This window comes from Methanofastidiosum sp. (genome assembly GCA_013178285.1).
Taxonomy (GTDB): Archaea; Methanobacteriota_B; Thermococci; order Methanofastidiosales; family Methanofastidiosaceae; genus Methanofastidiosum.
In genome coordinates this window covers 1-12,710 of record JABLXD010000022.1, presented here as the reverse complement: position 1 = coordinate 12,710, position 12,710 = coordinate 1, and the positions used below count along the sequence as shown (strand labels likewise).

Annotated in this window: 12 protein-coding genes and 1 tRNA gene; 6 read left to right on the top strand and 7 right to left on the bottom strand. The window is 37.2% G+C overall.

The window, feature by feature from the left end:
• Positions 1–161 precede the first annotated feature (161 nt).
• Both HPY60_07615 and HPY60_07610 read right to left on the bottom strand, forming a co-directional pair.
• Positions 162–1,487: a PQQ-like beta-propeller repeat protein gene (locus tag HPY60_07615; GenBank protein NPV51042.1), complete on the bottom strand. Its 1,326-nt coding sequence runs from the start codon at positions 1,485–1,487 to the stop codon at positions 162–164.
• A gap of 283 nt (positions 1,488–1,770) precedes the next feature.
• Positions 1,771–1,842, bottom strand: a tRNA-Thr gene (locus tag HPY60_07610).
• Positions 1,843–1,957: 115 nt separating this feature from the next.
• Here HPY60_07610 and HPY60_07605 point away from each other — a divergent pair.
• Together HPY60_07605 and HPY60_07600 are read left to right on the top strand one after the other, a co-directional pair.
• A complete protein-coding gene (locus HPY60_07605; GenBank protein NPV51041.1) occupies positions 1,958–2,257 on the top strand; it encodes a nucleotidyltransferase family protein in 300 nt (99 codons plus the stop codon).
• Positions 2,241–2,582 (top strand): DUF86 domain-containing protein, encoded by a 342-nt coding sequence (locus tag HPY60_07600; protein NPV51040.1) that lies wholly within the window; start codon positions 2,241–2,243, stop codon positions 2,580–2,582. Before HPY60_07605 ends, HPY60_07600 begins: the two co-directional genes overlap by 17 nt.
• A 21-nt stretch (positions 2,583–2,603) precedes the next feature.
• Here HPY60_07600 and HPY60_07595 read toward each other — a convergent pair whose 3' ends face one another.
• The 3 genes from HPY60_07595 to HPY60_07585 are packed head-to-tail and all read right to left on the bottom strand — an operon-like array spanning position 2,604 to position 4,813.
• Positions 2,604–3,506 carry a TIGR00269 family protein gene (locus HPY60_07595; GenBank protein NPV51039.1) on the bottom strand — a complete coding sequence of 301 codons (903 nt, stop codon included), beginning with the start codon at positions 3,504–3,506 and terminating at the stop codon, positions 2,604–2,606.
• A 1-nt stretch (position 3,507) separates the two neighbouring features.
• On the bottom strand, positions 3,508–3,702 hold the full coding sequence (locus tag HPY60_07590) for a thiamine biosynthesis protein ThiS (protein NPV51038.1): 195 nt from the start codon (positions 3,700–3,702) through the stop codon (positions 3,508–3,510).
• Positions 3,703–3,706: 4 nt separating this feature from the next.
• Positions 3,707–4,813: a site-2 protease family protein gene (locus HPY60_07585; protein NPV51037.1), complete on the bottom strand. Its 1,107-nt coding sequence runs from the start codon at positions 4,811–4,813 to the stop codon at positions 3,707–3,709.
• Positions 4,814–4,859: 46 nt separating this feature from the next.
• Between HPY60_07585 and HPY60_07580 the strand changes: the two genes are divergently transcribed.
• Together HPY60_07580 and lysS are read left to right on the top strand one after the other, a co-directional pair.
• Positions 4,860–5,546 carry a nucleotidyltransferase gene (locus HPY60_07580; GenBank protein ID NPV51036.1) on the top strand — a complete coding sequence of 229 codons (687 nt, stop codon included), beginning with the start codon at positions 4,860–4,862 and terminating at the stop codon, positions 5,544–5,546.
• A 2-nt stretch (positions 5,547–5,548) separates the two neighbouring features.
• A complete protein-coding gene (gene lysS, locus HPY60_07575; GenBank protein ID NPV51035.1) occupies positions 5,549–7,102 on the top strand; it encodes a lysine--tRNA ligase in 1,554 nt (517 codons plus the stop codon).
• On the opposite strand, the gene HPY60_07570 is transcribed toward lysS, so the two are convergent.
• Complete coding sequence (locus HPY60_07570) at positions 7,096–8,265, bottom strand: hypothetical protein (GenBank protein ID NPV51034.1); 1,170 nt, start codon at positions 8,263–8,265, stop codon at positions 7,096–7,098. The two genes, lysS and HPY60_07570, sit on opposite strands and share 7 nt — an antisense overlap.
• A gap of 9 nt (positions 8,266–8,274) precedes the next feature.
• A complete protein-coding gene (locus tag HPY60_07565) occupies positions 8,275–9,435 on the bottom strand; it encodes a TraB/GumN family protein (protein ID NPV51033.1) in 1,161 nt (386 codons plus the stop codon).
• Positions 9,436–9,638: 203 nt separating this feature from the next.
• Here HPY60_07565 and HPY60_07560 point away from each other — a divergent pair, with 203 nt between their 5' ends.
• Both HPY60_07560 and HPY60_07555 read left to right on the top strand, forming a co-directional pair.
• Positions 9,639–11,054: a PAS domain-containing protein gene (locus HPY60_07560; GenBank protein ID NPV51032.1), complete on the top strand. Its 1,416-nt coding sequence runs from the start codon at positions 9,639–9,641 to the stop codon at positions 11,052–11,054.
• On the top strand, positions 11,041–12,710 hold a 1,670-nt coding region (locus HPY60_07555), incomplete at its 3' end, for a PAS domain S-box protein (GenBank protein ID NPV51031.1). The genes HPY60_07560 and HPY60_07555, both read left to right, overlap by 14 nt.

The following is a 12,710-nucleotide window of genomic DNA, read 5'->3' as shown; positions in this document are numbered from 1 at the left end:
TTTTTATGATTTTTATTATTTAAAACTAACTTATCTTGGAAGTTTAATATCGATTCAGAGAAGATTTCATTTGTAAAGAGCGTTATCTACAAGGGCAAGTTGTATGTTGTTGGGGCATGATATATCTGAATTAAGAATTATGATATAAAAAAAGAAAAAAATTATTCTTCTTTAAGTAATCCCAATATTTTTAGTATCTTTGTTATCGGAAGGGATTTAGGTCTTCCTGCCACTTCCTGTGGTGCCGGTACAACTCTTCTAAGATTGTAGTTATTCTGACCAAACTTTGGCCAGTTTGAGTTTGTGTATGTTCTCATTGAATTTTCGTATGTCGCATACGTCCATCCTGGGCTACTGTATATGGCATAAAGTTCACCAACACCACCCATATCAGTTCCAACATAGATTGTACCATCAGCGCCAATTGCAGGCGAGGCAAAAATAGCCTTCCCTATGGAGTCTGTTTTCCACTTTAGAGTACCGTTAGGATTTACTGCGTAAAGCTGGTAGTCACCAGAATAAGTTCCAACATAGATTGTACCATCAGCGCCAATTGCTGGGGATGTGTAAACTAATCCTGCTATGAAGTTTGTTTTCCACTTTAGAGTATTGTTGGGATTTATTGCGTAAAGCTCTGAATCTCCAGAATATGTTCCAATGTATATTGTGCCGTCACTACCTATTGCAGGTGACGACCAAACTTGTCCTGATGTGGGGTAATTCCATTTACTAGATCCATCTAAAGGATTTATTGCGTAAAGATTATTGGAACTATAATATGTTCCAAAGTAGATTGTGCCGTCACTACCGATTGCGGGCGATGAAAACATTCCAAATCCTGTAGTTGTTTCCCACTTCTTAGATCCATCCGTGGGATTTACTGCATAAAATCGACAGCTAGAACTTCCTTCAGTTCCAACATAAATTGTGCCATCAGCACCAATTGCTGGCGAGGCATAAATTGGATTAGTTATGAAGTCAGTTTTCCACTTTAGAGTACCGTCGGTATTTATTGCGTATAGTTCTTGTGCTCCTGAATGAGTTCCAACATAGATTGTACCATCAGCGCCAATTGCAGGCGATGAATAAATCAGGCTCCCAATATTCGCTTTTCCGACTTGTCCAGTATGCCATTTCAATGTTCCAGTAGGATATATTGCATATAGCTCTCCATCACCAACGAAGGTCCCAACATAGATTGTGCCATCAGTACCGATTACAGGAGATGAATAAATCAGGTCTCCTATGAAGTCAGTTTTCCATTTTAATGTCCCGTCTTGATTTACTGCGTAAAGTTGCCCATCACCAGAACCTGTTCCAACATAGATTGTACCATCACTACCTATTGCCGGAGATGTTAGAATACGACCTCCTATATTCGCTTTCCCGACTTGTCCAGTATGCCACTTTAGATCTCCATCTGCTGCATACACTGAACTAATAGAAACTAAAAATATGAAACAAACTAAAATAGATATTTTTTTCATATATACACCACTTTGAAATAATCTAGTTTCTATGAAAATAAAGTTTCCATATATATAAAGATATGGAAAAAAATAGGGAAAATAGGGAAAAGTATATGGAAAACATGGAAAAATTATCTTTTTCATTTTATTTTTTCTCTAAAACTAAGCAAAAATTATTCTTTTCTCTTTATTACTGAATATCCAAATAATACTAGATTATACTTCATGTATATTTAATTTGGATAATAATCTACAAACTATTTTTTTTAAAATAGCCTAAGGCTTTACAACTAAAAAAATAAGCCCTGGGCGGGGATTGAACCCGCGACCTCCTGCTTACCAAGCAGGCACTATACCACTAAGCCACCAGGGCATAAGCTTTAGATTTTCATATTATTATAAAAGGTTTTTCTATAGAAATCAGTTTAATCTAAATTTATAAGTAAGTCTTAAATATATATTATCTTTATCTTTAATAGATGAAAAAGATTAGGCTCTCTGATATTAAGACTAAGTCGATTCCAATTTTAAAAAAACACGGAATAAAAAAAGCTGCTGTTTTTGGATCCTACGTTCGAGGAGAAGAAACTAAAGATAGTGATATCGATATATTAGTTGAATTTGCAGATGTGGAAACTAAATCTTTACTTGATTTAATAGGCTTAGAACAAGAACTTGAAGAATTTTTTAATAAGAAAGTTGATGTTATTACTTACAAATCAATTCACCCTCTATTAAAGGATTATATTTTAAAGGAGCAGGAAGTATTCTATGAAGAAGGATCTTAGGATTTTCCTACTACATATTCTTGATAGCATAGTTTTAATTGAAGAATATATGAAGAATAAATCAAAAGAAGATTTTAAAGATTCACTTTCTCTTCAAGACATGACTATACGAAGACTTGAAATAATTGGCGAAGCGATAAAAAATCTTCCCCAAGAATTTAAAGATAATTATACCCAAGTTCCTTGGAAAAAGATATCTGGATTGAGGGACAAATTAATTCATGAATATTTTGGCATTGATATAGATTTAGTATGGACAATAATTGTGAGAGATTTACCAGAATTAAAACAAAATATAGAAGATATCTTAGAAGAAATTTCATAGAATATATTTTGAATATTTTCTCTATTCCTTTTCCAAAATCTTGCACCTCATGCATGTGCCGTCCATAGTGGGCTCCCCACATACCTCACAAACTCCAATTGAGTCCGGGATAAAAAACTGATTTAATGCCGGGAGGACTTTATCATACCCAGACAAAAGGGAGTATTTCGTTGTAGGCCTTAACTCCTCCATCCTGTCAAGGAACTTCCCTACTTCACCCCTCATAGCGTACTCCGCATATGGGCACTCTGAAGAGTCAAATGTTAGCTTATTATTAAGTGCAAATATTACTATCTCCTTCTCTAAGAAATACCGTAGGGGTTTAATTCTTTCAACAAACTTGTCACTTATCTTCTTGTAGTAGTTCTGTCCCCTTGAAAACCTTATCACATCGCCCCTCATGAGATTCATAATGACAGACTGATCCTCATCATCAAGGTTATGGCCTGTTGCAAGCTTTGTGCAGGATAGCTCCCTTGCTTTTTTGTTCAAGATATATCTTCTCAATATCCCACATGTGGAGCATGCATTTTCCTTGTTGTTTTCAACAAAAGAGTCAAGGGTTTTCCCAAAATTATCCTTAAAAGACTCGATGTGATATTCTATCTCAAGTTTTTCAAGCTGTGATTTTGCGGCATCTAGGGTATGAGCCCTGTACCCGGATATCCCCTCATCAACTATTATAGCCTCCATCTGAAAAGGGTATCTGGCTTGGAGCTTCTTTAGGAGATAAGCTAAGGTCAAGCTATCCTTCCCACCGCTAACAGCGACTGCAACCTTCTCATTCTTTTTTATTAGCTGGTCTTCTCTAATAATCCGCATGAACTTTTTCACAAAATAGCTATTGAAGTGCTCTCCACAGTAGTACTGGCCAGACTGCCTCTGGAAGTATATTGCATCCTTCTTGCATCTTGAACACTTCAAATTAACCACCTGAAGCAACTGTGAATAGCTCGATAGTATCTCCGTCTGATAATGATTCATCCTCGCAGACTATCTTTCCGTTTTTTATCACGACATACTGCTCTCTCAATATGGCTATCTTTGAGAATACTTCGGAAACATTCTTCGCTTCCACTTCAACAGTTCTCTTGTCCCGTAAAAAAACTACCTTTATCATAACATCATAAAAACGAAGGCAGGATATTTATTGCAAAAAGCATTATGCCTATTATAGCAAATACCTTTTGAATAGTATTTGAGTTGGCCTCGCTGAACTTTGTGTCAACTATCTCTTTGAATATCTTCCCTCCGTCAAATAGGAACGGTAGGGGGAAGAGATTAATCAATCCTATATTGAAGTTCAAGAGGAAAACCCAGAACAATACGCCGCTTATAGGGGTCAAAATCTTCATATTTATGGGTGAGCTGTAATATTGTGACGTGACAATACCTATGTAGCCTTTACCTGGCTCCCTTGGATGGTCACTCAGTGTAATATTGAATGTGCCCTTGTTTGATACAATATTTAGTTGGTCGCCTGGATTTGTGTCTTGCATGATGTCATAGAAGTTCTGAAGCGTTTCAATCTTTATCCCGTTGATCTCTGTAATTATGTCTCCTTGGGACAATAACCCAAATGCACTTGATGAATCTTCAATTGAAACTATCTGGATACCAGAAGGGGTCAGTAGCGGGTTTACTAACCCTACTATCAGTACAAAAGCTATCAAAGCTGTGACAAAGTTTGCCATAGATCCTGCTGCATAGACCTTCATCCTTGTGAGCCTTGAAGTCTTTTTTAGCTCTTCTTCGTCTGGCTCAACAAAGGCCCCGGGTATTGCAACAAATAGGGCCAACCCAGTCGATTTGAGCTTTATGTTGTTTGCTCTAGCGATTACCCCGTGAGATCCTTCGTGCACCATTAAGACAACTATAAGGCCTATTATGCTGTACCAGAATGGAACAGTTACTCCAGGTATGACAAAACCGACTCCGGGAGAAGGCTCTGGTGAAAGTAACACCTTGATAGCATTTGAGAATAGGAAGTAAAAAACTGTGATCATGCCGACTACCGCAGCACCTATCCCAATTATGCTATAGACGTTCCATACTTTCTTACCCTTCTTTGAAACGTTGTCAATAAAGTCATTGAATCTTTTTGTCCTCCATAAGAGGATTATCCCTTGGAAATCGACACCATACTTTGAAAGATTATACCTTTTGTTAACCTCTGAGAGCGCTACCCAGAACAAAATTATGCCTATAAGCACTACATAAAGCGGGTTCATACCAAATTGCTAAGATAATGATTTATATTTCTAACTGTAATTTTTTATAATGAAAGAGAAAACAGTCGCATTTCACAGGAGAAAAGTAACTTATAACGATGAAAATTGGAGCATGCTTTCATCAATAAGGTCAAAAGCTCTTATTGTCATGGAAAAGATATCTGATTTTCAACCTATTCTGTATGGGTCAGTTGCGAGGGGTGATGTCCATAAGGGGTCAGATATTGACTTTTTCATAGAGCATATCCCTGAAACATACCTATTGGAGATGGCTTTAGAGGATATCGGGATTAAAGAAAGGAGCATAGTACAGGCAACCCCATGGCACCTTGTCAAGGGCTCAATTACCCTCTATACAGGGGAAACGATAACATTTCCCATAACTGAGTCAAAGTTACGGGAGATTGAGTTCTACTATTTTGGTGGAGCGATTGAGCTTGAGGACCTTAAAAAAGACAAGAGAGTGCCTGGTGTTGATAAGAGATTGATATTGATTAGGCCAACTGAAGATGGGCACATTGAAGAGGAGATAACTGGCAGGGAAGCAGAGGTGTCAAAACTGCTTAATGTCTCAATTGATATAGTTAGGGAGCGCTCCCAAGTACTTACAAGAAGGGATAAGATTGGCAGGACCGGAGTCTATCTCAATAGGGTTTTAATGCACGATGATTCTTTTGAGCAAGTCTTAAAAGAGATATGCGACAAAGACTCAAATGTCAGACGGAGAGGTTAGAAATGCACTGGGCATCAACGTTTGCTGAGAGAATTATTGCAGAAAGAGGAGAGAAGAAAGAGTATATTTGTGAATCTGGGGTTACACCCTCAGGGCACTGTCATATAGGCCACTTTAGGGAGGCCATCACAACAAATCTTGTAGCATTTGCGCTAAAGGACATGGGGCACAATTCCCGTCACATACACATGTGGGACGATTATGACCGGTTTAGGAAGGTTCCTTCAAATGTTCCGGCCAGTTATTCAGAGTATATAGGATTGCCTGACTATAAGGTACCAGATCCTGATGGCTGCCATAGCTCATTTGCTGATCACTTTATGGAACCTTTTGAAGTTTCACTCTCTGAGGCAGGGATGGAACCTGACTTCTTGAGGGCTTCTGAGCAGTATAAAAAAGGCATATACCGCGATAATATCAAGATAGCTCTCGAAAAGAAGGAGAAGTTAATAGAGTTATTGAACAGCCAGAGGGGTGGGGAGAAACTTGCATCTGACTGGTATCCAGTTTCTGTCTACTGCCCAAAATGCGGAAAGGACATAACAAAGATAACAGCATTTGATGGAGAATACGGTTTAAGTTACTCCTGTAAGTGTGGATTTGAAGAGACTGCTGACATTAGAAAGGCAAACTACATCAAGCTAAAATGGAGAGTCGACTGGCCATCAAGATGGGCTGAGCTAGGTGTTGACTATGAGCCTTATGGTAAAGACCACGGTACACAGGGTGGAAGTGCCGATACAGGCCAGAGGATAATACAGGAGGTATTCAATAAACCCCCAATTATAGGTGCAACATATGAGTTCGTATCTCTTAAAGGCGCAAGTGGAAAGATGTCTTCCTCCAAAGGCAATGTAGTTCTACCTTCAGACATTCTTTTAGTCATGGAGCCTGACGTATTGAGGTATCTATTTGTCAAGACAAAACCTACAAAGGAGCTAAAGATTGCCCTAGATCTTGACTTCCTAAATGTTTATGACGAGTTTGATAGAGTAGAGACTACTTATTTCAGTGATGAAGAGATTAACAAACGAGAGAAGTATGATAAGCTCTACGAATTTTCAAACATCTGGGGTTATAAAAAACTCCCAGCACAACCATCCTTTAGATTCATGTCAGTGCTCGTACAGATTACTTCCGATGTAGATAGGATAATCAGAATCCTGAAAAAAGAGGGGCATCTAAAAGGAGAGCTCTCCGAAATAGATATTGAAAGAATCAAAACAAGGGTAAACCTTGCTACAAACTGGGTTAAACTCTATGCTCCAGACATGATAAAGTTTGAAATATTGACAGAAGCACCAAAAGTAGATCTTTCAAAAGAGCAGAGAGAGGGGCTGAAGATTATTTCTGATCTAATTCAGGGAGAAGACCTAACTGACGTTGAGCTCCACAATAAGATCTATGAAACCGCGACAAACATTCCAATAGAGCCAAAAATGCTCTTTGGAGCCATATACCAAGTCTTGATTGGCAAGGAGTCTGGCCCCAAAGCAGCTGCGTTCATAAATGCCCTTGAAAAAGATTTCGTAGTTGAAAGATTCAGTAGCTACTGACGCCTTCTGTAGAGGAAATATATCAAGGCCGCTATAACAGTCCCAAACCCATAGAATGGGACATTTTTTGTTTCCCTATAATATGTGTAAACGTTGTCGTCAAATGAGCCATAAACTACATATCTCTTGTTCTTTATACTAAAGCTGTCAACAGCAGAAACATATGATCCTGCCTTTGCAGAGCCAATAAACTTCCCATCTCCTTTTAACATGTAGAAGTTTTCATCCATCGACCCAAGGAGCAGTATAATTTCATTTCCCTCCTTGTAGGAATAGATGTCCTTTACCTCCTTTTCTACCTTGTAGGTCCATAGCTCATTTAGAGAATAATCGTAGCTGTTTAGATTTCCCTTCCCATCAGCCAGTACAATCATATTTCCAGTGTCATGGCCTGTTATGAAGTATTCGTCCATGTTCTTCTGGAAAACTTTGTTCCCATCCTTGTCCAGTACATAATAACCCCTTGTAAAAACAAGTATCGATGGGTTTCCCAGATACGTAAAAGGCATTGTGCCCCATATGACCGAGTTACTCTGATTCTTCCACAAGAGATTAAGATTGCTGTCTAGAAGATAAACATAGTTCCCTAAACCGCCTGTTATTATCTCAAGCTTTTTATCGCCATTTAAGTCATAGAAGTTTAGATCCATTATCCTGTTTGAGGTGCTATAGTTTGCGACTTCTTCTAAGTTTTTAAAGATCCTAATAAAACTTGATCCAGTAATAACTTCATTCTTCCCGTCTCCGTCAATATCCACTATCTTTATAGATAAGACGTCTCCAGATTCTGGATAAACTTTTACTATTTCTCCACTGTTAGAGATAAAGTAGATCTTTGAATCGGTAGAGGAGCAAACGGCATCAAGCTTTCCATCGCCATCAATATCCCCTATATCAAGAGTTCTTACTTCCTGTGGCATCCTAGCCTGCCAGACTATAGTGCCAGACACATCAAAGACGGTAACATATCCAGGATTGCCACAGCAGCCTGAGGCGACAACGATTTCATCAATGCCGTCTCCTGTAAAATCGCCATGCATTATATCCCAGACGTTTCCCCCCATATTGTGCGTCCATAGTTTATTGATATACTCTTCTTCTGCATATACTCCTTGGAGCAATAGTCCAGATATAATAAATAAAGCCAGTAATATATTTTTCATTTATCCACCTCACAAGAGGGAAATTATATAGGGGATAGCATATATCGTCCCTATAGTACTCCCTATATTGGAAAAAGCGACAACGAGGATTATCCTTGTAACTCCATTTTTCCACAGGTCAGTAAATCCTTCAATACTATTCAATCCTTCAAAATCCTTTATTTTAGGTTTTCTAAACTTAACCTCAGAAAGCCCTGCAAACCAGCCTGCCGCAATTGTAGGGTTAAGCGATGTAATCGGTGCTGCTATAAAAGCAACTAGTATAGACACTGGGTGTGCAAAGGCAAGTGCTGCGCCAAGTGCAGATAATGTCCCATTCACGACGATCCATATGAAAAAAACTCTTAATGTAAACTCAAAACCTTTAGTGAAAAATCCATAGATGACAATCCCAAAGAAGAGTATGGGGATTAGGTATCCAACGTATTTCCATGAGCTTTTCTTTTGTGGGATTACTTCAAGTTCCTTTATGTCTTTTTTAGCGCTCTTCTTGTTTAGCTCATTCAAGGCTCTTTTTACCCCTTCCATGTGGCCTCTGCCAATAACAGCAACGAACTTCTTTGCATCGCTTTGTAGTATCTTTAACGCCAGGTACCTGTCACGCTCATCAATAAGTGTTTCTTTGACGGAGGGTATCTCTTTTGAAAGCTCATTTAAGAGCTCGTTTATGATGTCTTTGTCCTGAAGCTTTTCAATGATGTCTTCTTCTTCCTCTTCTTCAAAGAATCCCAAAAAGACACCAAACATCAACTTCAGTTTTTCTTTTAGTTTCATTTTATTCCATGCGCGCTTTAATGTCGTCTGGATGTCTCTATCGATAAGGGCAATTTTTATCTTCTCTTTTTCCGCAACGTTAATCGCTTCTACAAACTCAGAACCAGGCTTGACCCCAAACTTATCGCCAAGCCTTTTTTGATAATTAGATAGTAATAAATTTATTAAAAAAAGAAAGATCTTTCCCTGCTTAATTATGTCCAAGATATTTGTATCTTCCCACTTTTTGACATTTTTAAGCGCTTCATATCTACTCTCGCAAAGCTCAACGCCTACAACGTCAGGCTTTTCCTTTTCGATTACGTCCCTTACCTCATCGACACTTTCCTTTGATATGTGTACAGTGCCTATTAGTATGACTTCTTTATTTCCAATCTCAAGCGTTTCTTTAGTCATCTTCTCTTAATAGACACCAAGATTACTCCTTTTAAATATTACTTTGCAGCTCAATGTAAAAATATTTAAATAGAGAAAATAATAATAAAAGTTAGGCTTTCCATATTTTCCATATTTTCCATATTTTTTTCCATATTCTTATATATATGGAAAAAGAATATTGGCTGATTCAAGGGTAAACTGTTGCTTCAAGAAGGTCTCCTATGGACAATAAAGATAACACCTCTCAAAAGGTTAAGAAAAATAAAAAACAAAATACTTTTCTTCCAGATTTATATTTAAATCAGATTTATTCCCTTCCCAATATATCCGTCAATAGAGAAGGGATAATTGTCTATGCAAATGAGGACACTTCAAGGATTCTTGGATATCCAAAAAAAGAGCTTCTGGGGATGGAGGCCACCCAGATATATACTCATCCCTCTGACAGGGAAGTTTTACTAAAGGAGCTATACGGAAAAGGCGCCATTCAAAATTTTACCACCGTTCTAAAAAGAAAAGATGATAGACAAGTCGAATGTACCCTTGAAATGCAAGTTTTTAGAGATAGCGAAGGCAATATCCTAGGCCACACCGGCACAATAAAGGACATAAAACTAGAAAGTGACCTTAGATTGAAGCTAGAAAAGGAGAATAAAAGACTCTTTTCCGTTCTTGATAAATTGCCAGTTTATGTCTGCCTTTATGATGCCAATCGTAACGTTGTATTCGCAAATAAATATTTAAAAAACAGATTTCAAAAAATTGAATCAAAAAAGTGTTACAAGGTATTTTACGATTCTGACAAACCCTGTGAAGACTGCCCAATACTATATGTTTTTGAAAGCAATAAACCCATAATTTATGAAAGAACTCAGAAGGATTGTCTGACATGTGAAATTCATTCATACCCTTTCACGGATGTAGATGGGAATAGATTTGTATTGGAGATTGGAATTGATATAACTGGGCGTAAAAAGGCGGAAGATAATCTAAGGGAGTTAAATGAAACTCTAGAAATATTGAATAAAATATTGAGGCACGACATACTAAATGATCTAACAGTTGCACTAAACTTTTGTGATTTAATTGAAACAAAGGATGTAGAGCTTAAAGAAAGAACTATGAAAGCGATATCAAAAAGTGTCGAGTTAATAGAAAATACTAGAGACCTTGAAAAAGCTTTCAATGGGAAAATAAAGTCAAAAGATGCCAAACTTTACGATGTGAAAAATAAACTAGTAGAACTAACAAAACATTATCCTGGAATTAAAATAAATATGTTGGGCAATTGCAAAATCTTTGTAGACGAATCAATAATGATTGTTTTTGATAATATAATTAGAAATGCAAATATTCATGGCGGGGCAGACCAGATAGACGTGTCTCTAAAAAGAGAGGGAAAGCACTGTGAAGTTTCATTTGGAGATAACGGCACAGGTATAACTAGGGAAGTTAAAGATAGATTGTTTGAAGAAGGTTTTAGCTATGGCCCGAACAAGGGATCTGGACTTGGGCTCTATATAGCTAAGAAGATAATAGAAAAGCACAATGGAGAAATTCAGGTAAAAGATAATAAGCCAAAAGGTGTCGTAATTACTTTAAAATTTAAGAGTGAGGATGTCAATGAAATCTGTTAGAGACAATACAGAACAAATGTCAGAATCTATTGAAGAAATCCATAAACCTGATTTCAATGAACAAAATATAAATTATAGTTCTATAATTGAAGCAGCCCAAGATATGATTTTCATTCATGACCTTGAAGGAAAAGTAACATATGTCAATAAAGCTAGTAGTATTCAAAGTGGATATTCTGAAGAAGAGCTTTTGAATATGAACGTTGCCCAAAATGTACCGCCAGAGTACTATCCAATTATGGAAGAACTCCAGATTAAGAGAATGCAGGGTAGTCGAGAGGTATTCACATACGAAATGGAATACTTGAAAAAAAATGGGGAAAGAATACCTGTAATGGTCAGTTCCTCACCATTGTATAAGGGGGATAAACTAAAGGGCGTTATCCATATCGTTAGAAACATTTCTGATTTAAAAAAAGCAGAGATGGTATTGACTCTACAGATAGAACTTGCCTCGAAACTCTGCCAGACAAACAAAATGAGTCATGCGCTTGAAGCGGCTTTGAATACTGCATTGAAAATTGGGGATGTCGATTGTGGCGGCATATATATTATAGATGAAAAAACTTCTGAGTTTAGGCTTGAATATTTTAAAAATATCTCAGATGAAACACTTGATTTTTTCAAATCAATCAGCCAGAAAAATAAATTTATCTCCGGGCCACTATTTGTGAGTGGAAATGAATCTACAAATGGAATTCCGGCCGAAATTTTAGAAAAGTTAAGGAACAAAGAAAAATTGAAATTTTTCACCATAATACCATTTTTCCACATGGGCAAACCTCTTGGTAGCCTTAATATTGGAAGCCATGAAAAAGACGATATACCTGAATTATCAAAGAAAATACTTCTTGCCTTATCTCAAGAGATGGGTGGAACAATTTCAAGGATACGATTTGAGGAATCAATGCTGGAGAGTGAAAAAAAGTATAGGCAGATAGTTGAATCAGCAAATAGTATTATCTTTAAATTTGATAAAGACGGTAAAATTCTCTCAATGAATGAGTACGGGATGTCTTTTTTTGGTTATAAGCGAGAAGAGATCATAGGGAAAACGGTTTACGAGACAATCACGCCTGAATATGAGTCAACAGGACGCGATCTTAGAACTCTAGCATACGACATACACAGAGATGAGGAAAAATACAAGATTAATATAAATGAAAATATAAAAAAGAATGGAGAGAGGGCCTGGGTATACTGGGCGAATAAACCAATAAGAGATAAAGATGGAAATTTAATCGCTGTTCTAGCCGTTGGAAACGATATTACTGAGCAGACAAAACTCCAGGAAGAAATTAAATATTCAGAATTAAAATTTAAAACTCTTTTTGAAAAAGCATATGAGCCGATATTTATTTTGGATCAAGACCTATTCATTCGAGACACTAATCTTTCAAGTGTTGGGCTTTTCCATTACTCTAAAGAGAAGCTTTTAGGGATGAGTCTTTATGAGTTGATAGCTCCCCTAGAATCAAAGAGGCTGCAACACGTTTTAAGAAAAGAATTTGATAATTCTAGTATTTTCATGGAGACAAACTTTATTAAAAAAAGTGGGAGTATCTTTCCAGCCGAAATTAGCTTAACGGCCCTGGATATACGAGGAGAAAAATCAATAATCTGCACAGTTAGAGATGTTACTGAGCAGAAGAGAAC

Bases quoted from the DNA above. Each gene is read 5' to 3' on its own strand.
- HPY60_07585 (NPV51037.1), bottom strand. From the start codon at position 4,813: ATGAACCCGCTTTATGTAGTGCTTATAGGCATAATTTTGTTCTGGGTA.
- HPY60_07560 (NPV51032.1), top strand. From the start codon at position 9,639: ATGGACAATAAAGATAACACCTCTCAAAAGGTTAAGAAAAATAAAAAA.
- lysS (NPV51035.1), top strand. From the start codon at position 5,549: ATGCACTGGGCATCAACGTTTGCTGAGAGAATTATTGCAGAAAGAGGA.
- HPY60_07615 (NPV51042.1), bottom strand. From the start codon at position 1,487: ATGAAAAAAATATCTATTTTAGTTTGTTTCATATTTTTAGTTTCTATT.
- HPY60_07570 (NPV51034.1), bottom strand. From the start codon at position 8,265: ATGAAAAATATATTACTGGCTTTATTTATTATATCTGGACTATTGCTC.
- HPY60_07565 (NPV51033.1), bottom strand. From the start codon at position 9,435: ATGACTAAAGAAACGCTTGAGATTGGAAATAAAGAAGTCATACTAATA.
- HPY60_07590 (NPV51038.1), bottom strand. From the start codon at position 3,702: ATGATAAAGGTAGTTTTTTTACGGGACAAGAGAACTGTTGAAGTGGAA.
- HPY60_07600 (NPV51040.1), top strand. From the start codon at position 2,241: ATGAAGAAGGATCTTAGGATTTTCCTACTACATATTCTTGATAGCATA.